15 protein-coding genes are annotated in these 16909 nt (G+C 71.7%); 12 read left to right on the top strand and 3 right to left on the bottom strand.

Annotated features, from left to right (window positions below):
• Positions 1 to 409: 409 nt before the first annotated feature.
• Both ACH4B3_RS05865 and ACH4B3_RS05860 read left to right on the top strand, forming a co-directional pair.
• Complete coding sequence (locus ACH4B3_RS05865; RefSeq protein WP_398461435.1) at positions 410 to 1519, top strand: tetratricopeptide repeat protein; 1110 nt, start codon at positions 410 to 412, stop codon at positions 1517 to 1519.
• Between the two features lie 297 nt (positions 1520 to 1816).
• Complete coding sequence (locus tag ACH4B3_RS05860) at positions 1817 to 2290, top strand: hypothetical protein (protein ID WP_398461434.1); 474 nt, start codon at positions 1817 to 1819, stop codon at positions 2288 to 2290.
• 995 nt (positions 2291 to 3285) lie between these two features.
• Here ACH4B3_RS05860 and phoU read toward each other — a convergent pair.
• Entirely contained in the window at positions 3286 to 3963 is a 678-nt protein-coding gene (phoU, locus tag ACH4B3_RS05855) for a phosphate signaling complex protein PhoU (RefSeq protein WP_398461433.1), read from the bottom strand.
• Positions 3964 to 4353: 390 nt separating this feature from the next.
• Between phoU and ACH4B3_RS05850 the strand changes: the two genes are divergently transcribed.
• Both ACH4B3_RS05850 and ACH4B3_RS05845 read left to right on the top strand, forming a co-directional pair.
• Positions 4354 to 5706, top strand: coding sequence for a sensor histidine kinase (locus tag ACH4B3_RS05850; protein WP_398461432.1), 1353 nt, complete (start codon positions 4354 to 4356; stop codon positions 5704 to 5706).
• Positions 5703 to 6383 carry a response regulator transcription factor gene (locus ACH4B3_RS05845; RefSeq protein ID WP_037960596.1) on the top strand — a complete coding sequence of 227 codons (681 nt, stop codon included), beginning with the start codon at positions 5703 to 5705 and terminating at the stop codon, positions 6381 to 6383. The genes ACH4B3_RS05850 and ACH4B3_RS05845 overlap by 4 nt, the downstream gene beginning before the upstream one ends.
• A gap of 89 nt (positions 6384 to 6472) precedes the next feature.
• Here the strand turns inward: ACH4B3_RS05845 and ACH4B3_RS05840 are convergent, their stop codons facing one another.
• Positions 6473 to 7207 carry a DUF461 domain-containing protein gene (locus ACH4B3_RS05840; RefSeq protein WP_398461431.1) on the bottom strand — a complete coding sequence of 245 codons (735 nt, stop codon included), beginning with the start codon at positions 7205 to 7207 and terminating at the stop codon, positions 6473 to 6475.
• Between the two features lie 512 nt (positions 7208 to 7719).
• Here ACH4B3_RS05840 and ACH4B3_RS05835 point away from each other — a divergent pair.
• The 8 genes from ACH4B3_RS05835 (at position 7720) to ACH4B3_RS05800 (ending at position 15784) form a co-directional block, all read left to right on the top strand.
• Complete coding sequence (locus tag ACH4B3_RS05835) at positions 7720 to 8202, top strand: CarD family transcriptional regulator (protein ID WP_009716930.1); 483 nt, start codon at positions 7720 to 7722, stop codon at positions 8200 to 8202.
• A 377-nt stretch (positions 8203 to 8579) separates the two neighbouring features.
• Positions 8580 to 9353: a 2-C-methyl-D-erythritol 4-phosphate cytidylyltransferase gene (gene ispD / locus ACH4B3_RS05830; protein ID WP_398461430.1), complete on the top strand. Its 774-nt coding sequence runs from the start codon at positions 8580 to 8582 to the stop codon at positions 9351 to 9353.
• Entirely contained in the window at positions 9343 to 9849 is a 507-nt protein-coding gene (gene ispF, locus ACH4B3_RS05825) for a 2-C-methyl-D-erythritol 2,4-cyclodiphosphate synthase (RefSeq protein ID WP_398461429.1), read from the top strand. The genes ispD and ispF overlap by 11 nt, the downstream gene beginning before the upstream one ends.
• A 162-nt stretch (positions 9850 to 10011) precedes the next feature.
• Positions 10012 to 10416: a PPOX class F420-dependent oxidoreductase gene (locus ACH4B3_RS05820; RefSeq protein WP_398461428.1), complete on the top strand. Its 405-nt coding sequence runs from the start codon at positions 10012 to 10014 to the stop codon at positions 10414 to 10416.
• 103 nt (positions 10417 to 10519) lie between these two features.
• A complete protein-coding gene (gene cysS / locus ACH4B3_RS05815) occupies positions 10520 to 11917 on the top strand; it encodes a cysteine--tRNA ligase (RefSeq protein ID WP_398461427.1) in 1398 nt (465 codons plus the stop codon).
• Positions 11918 to 12026: 109 nt separating this feature from the next.
• Positions 12027 to 12980 carry a 23S rRNA (guanosine(2251)-2'-O)-methyltransferase RlmB gene (gene rlmB / locus ACH4B3_RS05810; RefSeq protein ID WP_398461426.1) on the top strand — a complete coding sequence of 318 codons (954 nt, stop codon included), beginning with the start codon at positions 12027 to 12029 and terminating at the stop codon, positions 12978 to 12980.
• A gap of 227 nt (positions 12981 to 13207) precedes the next feature.
• Complete coding sequence (locus tag ACH4B3_RS05805; protein WP_398461425.1) at positions 13208 to 14935, top strand: DoxX family membrane protein; 1728 nt, start codon at positions 13208 to 13210, stop codon at positions 14933 to 14935.
• Between the two features lie 75 nt (positions 14936 to 15010).
• Positions 15011 to 15784 (top strand): nucleotidyltransferase domain-containing protein, encoded by a 774-nt coding sequence (locus ACH4B3_RS05800; RefSeq protein ID WP_398461424.1) that lies wholly within the window; start codon positions 15011 to 15013, stop codon positions 15782 to 15784.
• Positions 15785 to 16069: 285 nt separating this feature from the next.
• Here the strand turns inward: ACH4B3_RS05800 and ACH4B3_RS05795 are convergent, their stop codons facing one another.
• Positions 16070 to 16852: an NDP-sugar synthase gene (locus ACH4B3_RS05795; protein ID WP_398461423.1), complete on the bottom strand. Its 783-nt coding sequence runs from the start codon at positions 16850 to 16852 to the stop codon at positions 16070 to 16072.
• Positions 16853 to 16909: the final 57 nt, after the last annotated feature.

Below are 16909 nucleotides of genomic sequence, written 5' to 3'. Positions count from 1 at the left end.
GTGCGAAGCCGAGGAGAGGGGGCAACCTATTTGTCCTCACCCCATCAGGATTGCAAGGACCCTATCCCCAAAGTTGAGGCCGAGCGTCAGTAGGGACATAAGGACTGAGGCTGTTTGCAGTCGGTCAAGCAATTTCCGATTCCTCTGGCCGGGATGAACTTGCGGGTCGGAGTGCTGGTGCTTTTCGGATGTCATACGTCCATCCTGGGGGCCGGAAAAGTAACGAATACGCATTGCAACAAAGAAAGGTGAACGCATACAAACCACTACTGCGCGACCCGGGGAAGGTGTATATTTTTACACCGCGATACGGACATCAGGGGGGAACGTGGCAAGCGCTGGGGAGAGCAAGGTTAGTGCGCTGGCTGAGAGGCTCCGAGACCTGCATCTGCACGCAGGAGAGCCCTCCATGCGTCTCGTGGCTTCACGTACGGGAGGCGTCGTCAGTCACAGCACGGTGCACCAGGCTTTGTCAGGCAAGAGAATTCCCCGTTGGGGAGCGCTAGAGCTGATCATCGAGGCGCTTGGTGGGGACCCGGAAAATTTCCACAGCCTGTGGAAGGAAGTACGAGCGGAAGCTCGTGGAATAGCTGTGGAGTCGGCATCGTCTGCCGGTGCCGTGACTGACTATCGCTTCAGGATGGAGCGTGTAGATTCCTACGGAGTGAGTGTCCAAGATTACCTATCCTCGGAGCAAGCGCGCAAAATCAAGGAGAGTAACGGAACTGATGCGGCTCTAGCTTTCCTCGAAAGTCGGATAAATGGGCGGTGGACATCCACCCTCGTGGGTGATTATCTGTCACTTCTCGAAGAGAGTAAGCGGCACGACAAGATCGCAGAAAATATGCCGCGCTTGAGGGGTATTAGCATGAGTTCCGCGTCAGCCGCCCACTCGGTTGCCTCTGCATTCGACCCGCTGGAGGAGTTTGTCGAGTGCGCCCGACATGAAAAAGTTGCACTTCGACTAGACCCCAATAATGCGATTTATGCGTGGTATACCGGATCTTACCTCGCGTCTGCTGATATGGATGACGAGGCGCACGTTTACTATGAAGTTGCCTACTCTCTAGATCCAACGGTATTTAATCATGTCGAGAGTTACATTGAATCCCTGGTGGATCGCTCTGATTTGACGCGAGCCGGCTTCGTGGCCCGCGAGGCGCTTAGGGTGATCCGGAATAACTCGCACCTTCAGCTTCTTGCAGGGAATGTGTTGGCGCTGCAAGGTGATTTCTCCGAGGCGGAGGTTATTCTTAGATCCGTCTCGAAGCCTTCCGCAAGCAGGGACCGTGCTCTCGCCCAAGTGTTGATGGCATTGGGCAAAGGTGGGGAGGCGCTGGAACTATTGGCCACTCGATGGCAACAAGACCCAGACGACCTTGAGAGTGGAGTCCTATATGCAGAGTTGCTACGGGAGGCCGATTCCTCGGAGCAATTCGAAGCGGTGCTCATGGCGATAACTGAGCGTGTCGAGCGACTGGAGCGTCGAGGGGCTGGGCTCAGGACCTACACAGGCTGAGCATGGCCAGGGAGGCGCGACTGCACCAGCCTGTCGGAGACGTTCCGGTTCCTCCGGGTGTCACCTCAAGTGCCTCGTCGTCTCGCTCCTCCTGGCCAACCTGCGGCCAATAGGGTGCGCATGAACCTGAGTGGATCACCGAAACCCCAGCTCAGAGCTCTCCCAGCGATACAGAGAAACCGGTCTTGAAAACCGCTGTGGTGTCGGGTCTCTGGGGAATCGCCGTCCCCGGCAGGTGTGTCGGTTGTGTCGGTGGGGAGAGCAGGACCGGCAGGCAAACAACGGAGGGGACGATTCGTGTCGGCATGGGAGCAAAAGGCTGCAGCGCAGGCCGAGCGGGCCGAGAACCGGACGGGCGAAGGCCAGTTGACAGACGCGGTTGGAGAGGGCCTCGCTGCCGTGACGTACGCAGTGCTACGGGGCGCATTCTTGGCCCAGAGGCCGCGTGTCTGGTTGGACACGCGAGGCTCGTCAGTCAGCACATGGGTTCGGGGCGAGGACATCGTGAGCGCCCGCGTGCGCGAGGCTGACGACGATGCGGATGGACAGTTCGTCCTAGAGGTTTTCGTTCCTGGTCTGTCCACTGCTGATAGGTGGTTGACCGTCGCCACAGGTACTAGCGAGTGGTTCGAGCTGAACGCGGCAGAGCGATTGCTAACGCTTCTGGAAGAGACGGCTCGGAGCGAAGACGACGAGCCGCCGGCAGTCTTCCTAACTATCCAGGGAGAGACCAACGACAAGCGTGACCTTGCTGTGGACCGCAACTATTGACGCAGAGGCGCTGGTGCCGGACCTGCCTGCGCATGACAACTGCGCTCGCAGGCCGGCCGCGGCCGCTGCTCCTCTTCGTCAATGAGACCCAGGGCGGCGCCTCCGGGCCCACTCTGGGCCCTCCGAGGACGACCAACGACGACAGACAACGACCACTAACGACCACCCGACTGCTGGTCAGTTGGGGTGGCCACCCCTCTGACCGGGGCCAAAAATCGGGCCTGCCAGACCCAGGGCAAGAAGAAGTAGACCGAGCCGAGCAAGCCCCCCGCCCGCGGTGCCCCCGCAGACGGGGGCTTGCCGCTGTGCCGGGGCAGTCCCCGGCCGCTGCCCCGAAACGGGTGCCGGGCCGCTCCCGGGCCGTGCGCCGCTGCACCGCGCCCGGGATGCCGCAGGTCCACGCGCCGGGGCCCGCTGCGGGCGGGCTCGTCGAGCACCGCAGGCGCCGGGTGGGGGCTCCGCGCGCCGGGGCGCGCTCCGGCCGGGCCACTGCCTCACGCCGGGCGCACGCCCGGGCTCCGCCGCGCGCCGGGGCGCGGTGCGTACGGGCCGGGTGCGTGGCAGGGCCCCCGCCCCGGATCCGACGGTCCCGGGGCGGGGGCCCTCCGCACGCGAGGGCGCGCGGTTCAGCTTCCGCAGCCGCCCCCACAGGAGCACGAGCCGCCGGACTGGCAGCCGCAGCTGCATCCGGAGCCGCAGGAACAGCCGCTGAGCGCGGACGGGGCGGGGTGCGGGGCCGGGCTGGGAGTGCTGGAGGTTTCGGTCATCAGGTGCCTCCTCGACGAGCGCCTCGGTCGGTGGACGGTCCGGGTCCCCACTCCGGCAGGGTCACCGGCGGGCCGCCGTCGGGCGGGCCGGAGCGGTGGAGGGCCGGTGGGACCCGGCGTCCATTGCACCGCGCGCCGTGGCGGCGCATCAACGGCGCGCGGAGGCACCTGGCACGCCCCCGGGGGCGTGCCGCGGGGCGGCCGGGGGCCCGCCGCTCGCGGGTGCGGTCAGGCGCCTTCCACCGGTTCCACGGAGACGATCTCGTCCGCGTGCTCGCCGGTGACCAGGTAGACGACGCGCTTGGCGACCGAGACCGCGTGGTCGGCGAAGCGCTCGTAGTAGCGGCCGAGCAGGGTCACGTCCACGGCGGTCTCGATGCCGTGCTTCCAGCGGTCGTCCATCAGGTGCTGGAACAGCGCCCGGTGCAGCAGGTCCATCGCGTCGTCGTCCTGCTCCAGCTGGAGCGCCAGGTCGACGTCCTTGGTGATGATGACCTCGGCGGCCTTGGCCATCAGCCGCTGGGCGAGCTGGCCCATCTCCAGGATGGTGGCGTGCAGGTCGCGCGGCACGGCCGAGGCGGGGAAGCGGAGCCGGGCGAGCTTGGCGACGTGCTGGGCGAGGTCACCGGAGCGCTCCAGGTCGGCGCTCATCCGCAGGCTGGTGACCACGATCCGCAGATCGGTGGCGACCGGCTGCTGCCGGGCCAGCAGGGTGATGGCGCGCTGCTCCAGGTCGCGCTGGAGATCGTCGACCTTCTCGTCGGCGGCGATCACGCTCTCGGCGAGCTTGAGGTCGGCGTCGAGCATCGCGGTGGTGGCGCGGCCGATCGCGGAGCCGACGAGCCGGGCCATCTCGACCAGGCCCTCGCCTATCGAGTCCAGCTCCTCGTGGTAAGCGTCCCGCATCAGTGACCTTCTCTCGCTTGCGGTTCTTCGGGTGGTGGCGTGTCGTGTCCCGCGTGTTCCGGCGTTGAGGCACGTCGGTGGGGGGAAGGAGTGGGGGAGGCATCCCCCACGCCCCCAAGGTCCGGTCAGAACACGTCCGGTTTCGACATCTCATGTGAACCCAGAGGGTCCCCTCGATGAACTCTAAGCAACCTATGTTTTCCATATAAGCGGAACTGAGGCAGTCGTCACATCCGCGCCATGCGACTGGTCGCACCGGGCGGCGGCGGCCGGGTACCGGTGGTACCGAGTGAACCAGCCACGACTCTCCGGTGAACTCTCGGCAACGTCTGTTCGAGCGATCCCGAGAGCGACTGTGGAGCTGTCTCAATCCGTGCATAACCTGGATGCATGAACGTGGACGCGGCGGTCGCCGCACTGGCAGCGATCGCCGGTCTGTGCACCGGTGTCATCGCCATGCTGGCGTTCCGCTGGAGCGAACGCGACCAGGCCAGGCCCACGCGGTCCTCACTGCACACCGAAGCGGCGCTGCCGCCCGGCGTGGACACCGTGCTGTCGGTGCTGCGCTCCTCGGCCGTGGTGCTCGACGAAGCGGACGCCGTGGTCAAGGCGAGCTCCGCCGCCTACGCCCTCGGGCTGGTGCGCGGTGGGCGGCTCGCGGTGGAACCCATGCTGGCGATGGCGCGGGACACCCGCCGGGACGGCGAGATACGCCAGATCGAACTCGACCTCCCGCGCCGCGGCACCGGCCGCGGCGACGCGCTGGCGGTCTCCGCCCGGGTCGCCCCGCTCGGCTCCCGGCTGGTGCTGCTGCTGGTCGAGGACCTCACCGAGGCCCGTCGCATCGAGGCGGTGCGCCGCGACTTCGTGGCGAACGTCAGCCATGAGCTGAAGACGCCGGTCGGGGCGCTGTCCCTGCTCTCCGAAGCCGTCATGGACGCCGCGGACGACCCGGAGGCGGTCAACCGCTTCGCCGGCCGGATGCAGATCGAGGCGACCCGGCTGACCAACCTGGTGCAGGAGCTGATCGACCTCTCCCGGGTGCAGAACGACGACCCGCTGGAGGACGCCGAGCCGGTCCGGGTGGACGAACTGGTGGCGGAGGCCATCGACCGCTGCCGGCACCAGGCGGGCACCAAGCAGATCACGATGGCCACCAACGTGGGCGCGCCCGCGGGCACCGCGCCCGACGGGGACACCGACCGGCCCGCCGGCACCACCTTCGACCTGCATGTGTGGGGCAACCGCGGCCAGCTCGCGGCGGCCCTGGGCAACCTGGTGGAGAACGCGGTCAACTACAGCCCCGCCCGCACCCGGGTCGGGATCGCCGCCCGCCGCGTCAGCGCGCCCGGCGGCGACCTCATCGAGATAGCCGTCACCGACCAGGGGATCGGCATCTCCGAGAAGGACCGCGAGCGGATCTTCGAGCGGTTCTACCGCGTCGACCCCGCCCGCTCGCGGCAGACCGGCGGGACCGGCCTCGGCCTCGCCATCGTCAAGCACGTGGCCGCCTCCCACGGCGGGGAGGTCACGGTGTGGAGCGCCGAAGGCCAAGGCTCCACCTTCACCTTGCGGCTCCCGGAGGCCGGCAGTGTCCGGGACCGCGCCGAAGCCGAGGCGGAGCGCGAGCGCCGCCGTGGCGACCGCTCACTGCTCGGCCCCGAGGAACTCGACGGCGAGGACCCGGACCGGGCGTACGAGACCTTCACCAACGATCCACTTTCCCCGGAGGTCCTTCCGTGACCCGAGTGCTCGTCGTCGAGGACGAAGAGTCGTTCAGCGACGCGTTGTCGTACATGCTCCGCAAGGAGGGCTTCGAGGTCGCGATCGCGACAACGGGGCCCGAGGGGCTGGACGAGTTCGAGCGGAACGGCGCCGACCTGGTGCTCCTCGACCTGATGCTGCCGGGGCTGCCCGGTACCGAGGTCTGTCGCCAGCTCCGCGGCCGTTCCAATGTCCCGGTCATCATGGTGACCGCCAAGGACAGCGAGATCGACAAGGTCGTCGGCCTGGAGATAGGAGCCGACGACTACGTGACCAAGCCCTTCTCCTCGCGCGAGCTGGTGGCCCGGATCCGCGCGGTGCTGCGCCGCCGCGGCGAGCCGGAGGAGGTCACCCCGGCCGCGCTGGAGGCCGGCCCGGTCCGGATGGACGTCGACCGGCACGTGGTGACGGTCGGCGGCGGCAAGGTGGACCTGCCGCTGAAGGAGTTCGACCTGCTGGAGATGCTGCTGCGGAACGCCGGCCGGGTGCTGACCCGGATGCAGCTCATCGACCGCGTCTGGGGCGCGGACTACGTCGGCGACACCAAGACGCTGGACGTCCACGTCAAGCGGCTGCGCGCGAAGATCGAGCCGGACCCGGGCGCGCCGCGCTACCTGGTCACCGTCCGTGGCCTGGGCTACAAGTTCGAGCCGTGACGGACGCCCGCGGCCGACCGTGCAAGGCGCCGGCCGCGGTGAAACGTGAAGGGCGGCTCCGGAGGGTTCCGGAGCCGCCCTTCGGCGTCTCAGTGCCCGGCCTGGCCGTTCGGGTCCGGCTCACCCGACGCGATGCCCTGCGAGTTCGTCGCGCCGCCCGGCTCGGTGGTGCCGTGCTCGGCGCCCTGGTCGTCGCCGGCGTGCCCGCCCGGCTTGGTGGTGCCGGCGGGGGCGCCGTGCTCGCCCTCCTCGCCCTCCTCGCCGGTCGGCTTCGCGGACCCGGTGGGCTTGGCCGGCTCGGCCGGGGCCGGCGGCGTCTCGGGGCCCCACTGGTCGAAGTAGCCGGTCGCCGGGACGACGAACGCCTGGAGGGTGACCTCCCCGGTGGAGCTGAGGTCGAAGGTGACCTTCTGCGCGTCGCCGTCGCGGGCGGCCTCCCGGCCGTTCTCGACCACGGCGGCGGGGTTCCCCTCGCCGCCCAGGGTGAGCGCGCCGCCGGCCGGGATCACCAGCTTGCCGGAGCTGCCCTTGGCGGGCCGCAGCTTGGCGGTGGTGTCGCCGACGGTGATGCTCTCCAGCGTCTGCGCCGACCGGCCGGTGTTGAAGATCCGTCCGGTGACCACGGCCGGGCCCTTGGCGTTGAGCTCCGGCTGGGTCACGACGTTGACGTTCTGGATCTTGACCGTACCGACCGAGGTCGCGGCGTTGTCCGGCTTGATCTCCAGCGTCTGCGGATCGTTCCCGGCCGCGCAGGCGGAGAGCGGGGCGATCGAGAGCACGAGGGCGGTGGCGGCAAGGGCGCCGCGTCGAAGGTCGCTGCTCACGGCGGCGGCATCTCCTAGGACGAAGTAAAGGTTGGATCAGCGGGCTTAGGTTACCGAGCCGCCGTCAGCGGGCCGCACCCGACCCGCCTCAGGACGATCTCCGGCACGTCGGAATATCGACCTGGTGTCCGCCCGGCGGATTATCGGTAAGGAATGCATGGAACCTCCGGGGGAATTGATCACGATGTTGATCATCTGTGGCGTGATCAATTCGTGAATCGCCCCGGAGCCGGCCCCGCGGGTCCGAACGGAGTACCGGAAGTGCGGTCGAAGGACTCCGGCAAACCGGGACGTACGGCCACTCGCGTGGCGGTCCCGAGGGCTGTAACGTGCCCGTTTCACTTCGCCCGGACAGTACCTCCGACCTGCGAATACCCCGTTCCGCACCCCCCTCGCAGCACGTCACGGCCGCTGTTGTCAAGCCCCGAGATATGCCCTGACCTGCGAAAACGCCATTCAGAACGCAGCGTTGCCGTGTTACCCTGGATAGCCACGGAAGGGGTACCTGTCACATGACGTTCAAGGTTGGCGACACCGTGGTCTATCCCCATCACGGGGCCGCGCTGATCGAGGCCATCGAAACTCGCCAGATCAAAGGCGTGGACAAGACCTACTTGGTGCTGAAGGTCGCTCAGGGCGACCTCACGGTTCGTGTGCCGGCGGACAATGCGGAGTTCGTCGGCGTCCGCGATGTGGTCGGCCAGGACGGGCTGGACCGGGTCTTCGAGGTGCTGCGTGCACCCTACGCGGAAGAGCCGACGAACTGGTCCCGTCGCTACAAGGCAAATCTCGAGAAGCTCGCCTCCGGCGACGTGATCAAGGTCGCCGAGGTCGTCCGCGACCTGTGGCGCCGTGAGCGCGAGCGGGGCCTCTCCGCAGGTGAGAAGCGCATGCTGGCCAAGGCACGGCAGATCCTGGTGAGCGAGCTGGCTCTCGCCGAGAGCACGAACGAGGACAAGGCCGAGGCCCTGCTCGACGAGGTCCTCGCGTCCTGAGACGTACGAATGCCGCGGTGCCCGCGTGACCTGATCCGGATCCGAGATCCGTTCCGGTCGTCGCCGGGCGCTGCGGCATCTGTGCATCGCATCACGCTCGACGCGGTGGACGCGTCCGCCGACGGACGCGCCGCCGACGTCAGGCGGCGCCGTCGCCGGCCGTCGCGTCCACGACGGCTCCCACACCTCATCGTGTGGCGATGGCGTGCCGGGCCCGGGCAGCTGTCTCCCAGCCACCGCTGGGAGGTGCCCCCAGACCAGGGTCACGGAAGGGTCCGGTCAAGGCGTCGCGCCCGGCACTCCCCCCGGCTCCAGGAGCGGGGGGCACCCCAGCCATACCCATTTCGGCCGAGGAAACAAACCTGAACGCGAACGCAATGTCCGCCCCGGAGAGCGCGGAGCGCCCCGGGCGGCCTTCCCGTACCGCCGTGGTCATCCCCGCGGCGGGTCGCGGCGTCCGACTGGGCCCCGGAGCCCCCAAGGCGCTGCGGAGCCTGAGCGGCGTCCCGATGCTGGTGCACGCGGTCCGCGCGATGGCCGGATCCCGTGCCGTCTCGCTGGTGGTCGTGGTCGCCCCGCCGGACGGCGCCGTCGAGGTCCGCAGGCTGCTCGACGAGCACCCGCTGCCCGGCTCCACCGACCTGGTGGTGGTGCCCGGCGGCGCCACCCGCCAGGAGTCGGTGCGGCTCGGGCTCGCCGCCCTGCCGGACGACGTCGGCATCGTGCTGGTGCACGACGCGGCCCGCCCGCTGGTCCCGGTCGACACGGTCGACACGGTGATCGCGGCGGTCCGTGACGGGGCGCCCGCCGTGGTCCCCGCGCTGCCGGTGGCCGACACCGTCAAGCAGGTCGAGCCGCGCACCGGCGACCGGGCCGGTGAGCCGGAGCCGGTCGTCGCCACCCCCGAACGCGCCCTGCTGCGGGCGGTGCAGACCCCGCAGGGCTTCGACCGCGACACGCTGCTGACGGCGCACGAGAAGATCACCCTGCCGGGCGACGGGGCCACCGACGACGCCGGCCTGGTGGAGCGGCTGGGCGTCGAGGTGGTGGTCGTCCCCGGCCACGAGGAGGCGTTCAAGGTGACCCGGCCGCTGGACCTGGTGCTGGCCGAGGCGGTCCTCGCCCGCCGGAGGGCCACCGATGGCTTCTGACGGCCCGGTGCTCCCGCTGGTCGGGATCGGCACCGACACCCACGCCTTCGAGGAAGGCCGCGACCTGTGGTGCGCGGGCCTGCTCTGGGACGACCCGGAGAACGCCGGACACGGGCTGGCCGGGCACTCCGACGCCGACGTGGTCGCGCACGCCGCGTGCAACGCGCTGTTCTCCGCGGCCGGACTCGGGGACCTCGGCGCCCACTTCGGCACCGGCCGCCCGCAGTGGGCCGGCGCCTCCGGGGTGACCCTGCTCACCGAGGCGGCCCGGATCGTGCGCGCGGCGGGCTTCGGGATCGGCAACGTGGCGGTCCAGGTCATCGGCTCCCGGCCGAAGATCGGCAAGCGCCGCGAGGAGGCCCAGCGGCTGCTGTCCGCCACCATCGGCGCGCCGGTCTCACTCTCCGGGGCCACCACCGACGGGCTCGGCTTCCCCGGCCGGGCCGAGGGCGTCACCGCCGTCGCCACCGCCCTGGTGTACCGCACGGCCGGCTGAGCGGCGCTCCGCCACCGGGGCGCGCGGCCGCCCGCCGCGCCCCCGGATGCCCGGTACGGCACCCACCCGGCGGCATGGAGGCATAACCGGGGCGGCCCGCGTGGTACGGACCAACCGAGGGGGGTCTCGTATCCGCACCACGACCCCCGTCCGGGAGGACCCATGGCCGCCACACTCTCCGACAAGCTCAAGGAGCTCCTCGACTCCCCCGTCTTCGTCATCCTGGCCACCGTCCAGCCCGACGGCAGCCCCCAGCTGTCCCCGGTGTGGACCAAGCGGGACGGTGACGACGTGCTGATCTCCACCACGATGGGGCGGCGCAAGCAGCGGAACATGGCCCGGGACCCGCGGGTGACCGTGCTGGTGCAGCCGGCCGACTCGCCGTACACCTACGCCGAGATCCGCGGCACCGCCACGTACGGCACCGAGGGCGGCCAGGAGTTGATCAACGAGTTGTCGCACAAGTACACCGGCAAGGACTACCCTGACTTCAACCCCGCCGCCGCCCAGGACGCCGAGCGCATCGTGGTCCGGGTGACGCCGAGGAAGGTGGTCGGCAGCCTGTAGCGCGGAGCCCGCTCCCGGCCCGGCGGCCGGGACTTCGTCACGCTTCGGTGTCCGACGGCCGTTCGGTCGCCGGACACCGCCGGGTTCCGTCTACCCTTGATGCGTGACTATTCGCCTGTACGACACCAGCGCCCGGCAGATCCGTGAATTCACCCCGCTCAATCCGGGCTGTGTCTCGATCTACCTGTGTGGCGCGACCGTGCAGGCCGCCCCGCACATCGGGCACATCAGGTCGGGGCTGAACTTCGACATCATGCGCCGCTGGTTCGACTACCGCGGCTACTCGGTGACGTTCGTCCGCAACGTCACCGACATCGACGACAAGATCATCTACAAGTCCGCCGAGCAGGGCCGGCCCTGGTGGGCGATCGGCTACGAGAACGAGCGCGCGTTCAACGCCGCGTACGACGCGCTGGGCTGCCTGCGCCCCACCTACGAACCGCGCGCCACCGGGCACGTCCCCGAGATGATCGAGATGATGCGCGGCCTCATCGAGCGGGGCCACGCGTACGCGGCCGACGGGAACGTCTACTTCGACGTGCGCTCCTTCCCGGAGTACCTGGCGCTGTCCAACCAGTCGCTGGACAACCTCCAGGAGGCGGGGGACGTCGACACCGGCAAGCGCGACCCGCGCGACTTCGCCATGTGGAAGGCGACCAAGCCCGGCGAGCCCAGCTGGGAGACCCCGTGGGGCCGCGGGCGCCCCGGCTGGCACCTGGAGTGCTCGGCGATGGCGCACAAGTACCTCGGGCGCGCCTTCGACATCCACGGCGGCGGCATCGACCTGATCTTCCCGCACCACGAGAACGAGATCGCCCAGGCCAAGGCGTTCGGCGACGACTTCGCGGCGTTCTGGGTGCACAACCACTGGGTCACCATGAGCGGCGAGAAGATGTCGAAGTCGCTCGGCAACTCGGTGCTGGTCTCCGAGATGGTCAAGAAGTGGCGGCCCATCGTGCTCCGCTACTACCTGGGCACCCCGCACTACCGGTCGACCATCGAGTACAGCGAGGAGGCCCTGCGGGAGGCGGAGTCGGCGTTCGCGCGCATCGAGGGCTTCGTGCAGCGGGTCACCGAGAAGGCGGGGAAGACCGTCGAGCCGGCCTCCGAGGTGCCGCCGGCGTTCGCCGAGGCGATGGACGACGACCTCGGCGTCCCGCAGGCGCTGGCGATCGTGCACACCACCGTGCGGCAGGGCAACTCCGCCCTCACCGCCGACGACAAGGAGTCGGCGGTGGCCCGGCTCGCCGAGGTGCGCGCCATGCTCGGGGTGCTGGGCCTGGACCCGCTCGACGAGCAGTGGTCGGCCGGCGGCGACCGCGGCGAGGACCTGCACGGCGTGGTCGACTCGCTGGTCCAGCTGGTGCTGGAGCAGCGGCAGGCGGCCCGCGCCCGCAAGGACTACGGCACCGCGGACGCCATCCGCGACCAGCTCCAGCAGTCCGGGCTGGTCATCGAGGACACCCCGTCCGGTCCGCGCTGGGAACTCGGTTCCCGCTGACCCCGCCGCGCACGACCCCTGTGCCGCCCGGCCCCACCGGGCGGCACACTGATGACATACGTTCGTTTTGCTGAGCAGTGCTGAGCAGTGAAGAAATCGGGTGACATTCATGGCCGGCAACAGCCAGCGCAGGAACCGTCGTACCAGCAACAAGAAGGGCGCCACCGTCGGCAGCGGCGGCAAGCGCCGCCGCGCGCTGGAGGGCAAGGGCCCGACGCCGCCCGCCGAGATGCGCAAGGGGCACGTCAAGCAGCGCGCCGCGAACGCCAAGGCCCGGGCCTCGGCGCGCCGCCCGGCACCCCGCCGCGGCGGCCCCAAGGGCACCAACGAGCTGGTGGTCGGCCGTAACCCGGTGGTGGAGGCGCTGCGCGAGGGGGTCCCGGCCAACACCCTGTACGTCCAGCAGTTCATCGACAACGACGAGCGGGTGCGCGAGGCGCTGCAGCTGTGCGCCGAGCGCGGCGGCATCAACCTCATGGAGGCGCCGCGCCCGGAGCTGGACCGGATGACCAACGGGCTCAACCACCAGGGCCTGGTGCTCCAGGTCCCGCCGTACGACTACGCGCACCCCGAGGACCTGCTGGACGGCGCCGCCGACGAGGGGCAGGACCCGCTGATCGTCGCGCTGGACGGGGTCACCGACCCGCGCAACCTGGGCGCCGTGGTCCGTTCGGTGTCCGCGTTCGGCGGCCACGGCGTGGTCGTGCCGGAGCGGCGCGCGGCCGGTATGACGGCCGGTGCGTGGAAGACCTCGGCGGGCACCGCGGCCCGCACCCCGGTGGCCCGGGCCACCAACCTCACCCGGGCCCTGGAGACGTACCAGAAGGCCGGGCTGACGGTGGTGGGGCTGGCCGCCGACGGCGAGACGGAGCTGCACGAACTGGACGCGCTGGACGGGCCGGTGGTCATCGTCGTGGGCAGCGAGGGCAAGGGCCTGTCCCGGCTCGTCGGCGAGACCTGCGACGTGCGGGTGCGGATCCCGATGCCGGGCGGCGCGGAGTCGCTGAACGCGGGTGTCGCGGCGGGCGTGGTGCTGTACGAGGCGGCCCGCCGCCGGGCCTGAGCCGGTCCGGCGGCCGGCGCCACCGGGCGCCCGGAGCGCGGGTGCGGTCCGCCGGAGGCCCCGGCGGCGCCCCGGCCGCGGTCCCCGTCCGGCCGGGCGGACCCGGCCCGGTCCCGGACGGCGCCGGGCGCTCCGCCGCACCACCGATGATCTTGACTTGACGGGCCTCCGACAGCCAAAGGCCGTCCAGGCAGTGTCCTATGCGCGCGTCACTCGGTTAGAGGAGTGTGGACACCCAAACACCCCGCACGCCTACCGGGGGACGCTCACCGGGATTCGACGACGAGCCGCTGCTGACCATGGCCAAGGTGCCGTGTGATCCGGCGCAGGTCGTCGTCAGTCACGCGAGCTTCCGTGTGCAGCTCGCCCGCCCGGTCCCGAGCCGCGTGGTGGCGGACGCGGTGCGGCTGGACGCCGTACCGGGGGCCCGGCGCCGCCGGGCCCCCGTGGTGTGGAGTGGGCGCACCGTCCCGGGCGGCGACCCCGCCGCCCAACTCCTGCAGGCGGTGCGGCAGTCGGGCCGTACCTGGGGCGCCGGCCCCGGGCCGGACGACGAGACCGGGACCACCCAGGTGCTGCCCCGGGTGACCCTCGACGACCCGCCGACCACCGTCATCGCCCCCCGCCCGGGACCGGACCGGGCGGCCGGGCACCCCCCGCCCGGCCGGCTGCCGGCGGCGCGCGGCGGATCCGGCCGGGCCGGGCAGCCGTACGGCGGGTACGGGCCGGGCGGGGCGTGGGACGGCGGACCCGGCCCCGGCGGCCGGCCGGACGCGCCCCGCGGCGGTGACCGTTCCGCCGAGCGGCCGGGCGTGGCCGCGGCCCACGACCGCGCCGACGCCGAGCAGGGGACCGGCCGCCGGCCGCGGCGCGGCGCCCCGGCCCCGGCCGGGGTGCGCCACGCCTACTACCCCGGCCGCCGGATGAACCTGGGCATCGTGCTGCTGCCGATGCGCATCTTCCTCGGCCTGATCTCCGTCTACGCCGGGATGGGGAAACTCTCCGACCCGGTCTACTTCGACGGCGGCGAGCGCGGCTCGATGGTCACCTGGCTCCAGTCGCTCGACCCCTGGCCGGTCGCCGAACCGCTGCGCGACTTCGCCCTCGGGCACCCGGTGGGCGCCGGGCTGACCGTGGCGTTCCTCCAGGTCGTGGTCGGCGTGCTGACCGTCATGGGGCTGTGGCAGCGGGTCGCCGCGGCGATCGGCGCGCTGCTGTCGGCCGCGCTGATCGTGACCGTCAGCTGGCGCACCGTGCCGGCCTACGACGCGCCCGACATCATCTACCTCGCCGCCTGGAGCCCGCTGATCATCGCGGGCGCGCCGGTGTACTCGATGGACGCCCGGCTGGCGGGCGAGGCGTGGCGGCGGCTGGGCCCCCGGGTCGGACTGTGGGACCTGCGGCGCAGGGTGCTGCGCCGGGGCGCCACCTTGGCGGCCGTGGTGGCCGGGGTCACGCTGCTGTTCGGCTCGATGCTGGGCGGCGCGGTGCGGTCCTCGCAGACCGTCAACTCACCCGGCCACGAGGAGCTGCCCTCCAACCACCTGCCCGGCTCCCCGCTGCCCCGCACCTCCGGCGGCGGCACCGAGCGTCCCACCACGGGGAGCGGGCGCCCGGGCGGGCCGGCCGCGCCGGGCGCCCGCTCGGCCCGCCCGACGGCACCGACCACGCCCGCCTCACCCGGCGCGGTGCGGGAATCGGCCACCGCGGGCAGCACCGCGGACCCCGGCACCCTGCCCAGCCGGACGCAGGGCGCCACCCAGGGCACCCGGCGGCAGCCGCCGCCCCGGCCCGCCCTGCCGGAGGCCACCGCGGGCCCCTCCGCGTCCGGCGGCGCCGGCGCGGCCACCGGCGGCACCGCCGGTGTCACCGGCGAGGGAGCCGGAACCGCCTCCTCCGGGGGCGCCTCGACCGGCAGCGGGAGCGGCGGCGCGCTCGGCGGCCTGCTCGGCTGAGCCCGCACCGTCACCCGCCGGGAGCGGATGGCCGGGGCGTGCCGTGCCCCGCCGCCCGGCCTCTAGGCTCGTGCCATGCGGACCGACAGCGCCGACGAGGAATTCCCGGAGCGGGTGGCGGACGGGCTCGGCTCGCTGCCGGGGGTACGGGCGGTGGCACTGGGCGGGTCCCGGGCCGCCGGGACGCACCGGCCGGACAGCGACTGGGACTTCGCCGTCTACTACCGCGGCGCGTTCTCCCCGGAGAGCCTGCGCGGCCTGGGCTGGCCCGGTGAGATCTCCGGGATCGGCGCCTGGGGCGGCGGGGTGTTCAACGGCGGCGCGTGGCTCCAGGTCGAGGGCCGGCGCGTCGATGTGCACTACCGCGACCTGGACGAGGTGGAGCACCACCTCGCCGAGGCGCGCGCGGGCCGGTACCGGGTCGAGCGGCTGCTGTTCCACCTGGCGGGCGTGCCGACCTACCTGGTCGTCGCCGAGCTGGCCGTCAACCGGGTGCTGCGGGGTGAACTGCCGCGCCCGGCCTACCCCGAGGCGCTGCGCCGCAGCGCCGCCGAGCAGTGGTGGGGGGACGCCCGGCTGACCCTCGGCTACGCCCGCGCCGCGCACGCCGGGCGCGGCGGGCTGACCGACTGCGCCGGAGCCATCGCCACGGCCGCCTGCCAGACGGCCCACGCGGTGCTGGCGGCCCGCGGCGAGTGGGTGACCAACGAGAAGACGCTGCTGACCCGGGCCGGGCTGCGGGACGTGGACCGGATCCTCGGTGCCCTGCGACCCGGGCCCGAGGCGCTGGCCGCGGCGCTCGACGAGACGGCCGGGCTGCTGGAGCGGGCGGTCGGCGCCCCGGCCTGACCGGCCCCCCGCCACGGTTCGGCGGCTCCGCCACGGTTGGGCGGCTCCGCCACTGTTCGTCGTGGCCCGCCGCCGTTCGGCGGCTCCGCCACCGTCCGCTGGGACGCGCCGGCGCCCGCTACCGTCCGTCGGCGCGCGCCGGGCGTCCGCCGGGCCCCGCCACTGCCCGTCGGGACGTGCCGGGTCGCCGCCGTTCGGCGGCTCCGCCACCGTCCGCCGGGACGCGTCGGCGCTCGCCACGTCCGTCGGGACGCGCCCGCGGCCGCCGCTGTCCGGGCGCGTGGTTCAGCTGTGGGCCGCCCGGTGGCCGGCGAGCTCCTTGGCGGCCTCGGTGAGGTCCTTGGCGGTGTCGATGGCCCGCCAGTACGCGCCGTGCGGCAGCGGGAAGCCGGCCAGCCGGCGCTCCCGGGCCAGCCGGGGGAAGGTGGTGCGCTCGTGGTCGCCCCGGTCCGGCAGCAGGGCCGTGAAGTCCGCGGAGAAGACGTAGACACCCGCGTTGATCAGATACGGCGACGGCGGGGACTCGATGAAGTCCAGCACATGACCGAACTCGTCGGTCTCCACCGCGCCCCAGGGGATCCGCGGCCGGGCCAGGGCGAGGGTGGCCGCGGCGTCGCGCTCATGGTGGAAGTCCGCCATGTCGCGGAGCGAGAAGCGGGTCCAGATGTCGCCGTTCGTGGCGTACCAGGGCTGATCGGGGTGGGGGAGCGAGGCGGCCGCGTACTTCAGGCCGCCGCCACGGCCCAGCGGCTCGGTCTCGACCACCGTGCTGACCCGCAGCGGGAGGTCCGCCGAGTCGAGCCAGTCCCGCAGGACGTCGGCGAGGTGACCGCAGGAGATGACGACGTCGGTGACGCCCTCGGCGGCCAGCCAGGCCAGTTGGTGCCCGATGATCGGCGTTCCGGTGCCGGGGATCTCGACCATCGGCTTGGGCCGGTCGTCGGTGTACGGGCGCAGCCGCGAGCCCTGGCCTCCGGCGAGGACGACGGCCTGGGTGGGCCGGCCGGGCTGTCCGGGCCGTGCGGGCTGCGCTGGCGGCTGAGTGGCGGTACGGGCGTCACCTGTCATGGGCGGCACCCTATGCGGTGCGGCCGGCGGCCCCGGCGCCGCGGTCCCGGCCGACCC

This window comes from Streptomyces sp. NPDC018031 (assembly GCF_044327625.1).
In the GTDB taxonomy this organism is placed as follows: domain Bacteria; phylum Actinomycetota; class Actinomycetes; order Streptomycetales; family Streptomycetaceae; genus Streptomyces.
This window is presented reverse-complemented; position numbering and strand designations above follow the sequence as displayed.

What these genes read in the sequence shown, in the direction of transcription:
- rlmB (WP_398461426.1), top strand. Translation starts at nt 12,027, where the DNA reads ATGGCCGGCAACAGCCAGCGCAGGAACCGTCGTACCAGCAACAAGAAG.
- ispD (WP_398461430.1), top strand. Translation starts at nt 8,580, where the DNA reads ATGTCCGCCCCGGAGAGCGCGGAGCGCCCCGGGCGGCCTTCCCGTACC.
- ACH4B3_RS05850 (WP_398461432.1), top strand. Translation starts at nt 4,354, where the DNA reads ATGAACGTGGACGCGGCGGTCGCCGCACTGGCAGCGATCGCCGGTCTG.
- ACH4B3_RS05800 (WP_398461424.1), top strand. Translation starts at nt 15,011, where the DNA reads ATGCGGACCGACAGCGCCGACGAGGAATTCCCGGAGCGGGTGGCGGAC.
- ACH4B3_RS05835 (WP_009716930.1), top strand. Translation starts at nt 7,720, where the DNA reads ATGACGTTCAAGGTTGGCGACACCGTGGTCTATCCCCATCACGGGGCC.
- phoU (WP_398461433.1), bottom strand. Translation starts at nt 3,963, where the DNA reads ATGCGGGACGCTTACCACGAGGAGCTGGACTCGATAGGCGAGGGCCTG.
- ACH4B3_RS05865 (WP_398461435.1), top strand. Translation starts at nt 410, where the DNA reads ATGCGTCTCGTGGCTTCACGTACGGGAGGCGTCGTCAGTCACAGCACG.
- ACH4B3_RS05820 (WP_398461428.1), top strand. Translation starts at nt 10,012, where the DNA reads ATGGCCGCCACACTCTCCGACAAGCTCAAGGAGCTCCTCGACTCCCCC.
- ACH4B3_RS05795 (WP_398461423.1), bottom strand. Translation starts at nt 16,852, where the DNA reads ATGACAGGTGACGCCCGTACCGCCACTCAGCCGCCAGCGCAGCCCGCA.
- ispF (WP_398461429.1), top strand. Translation starts at nt 9,343, where the DNA reads ATGGCTTCTGACGGCCCGGTGCTCCCGCTGGTCGGGATCGGCACCGAC.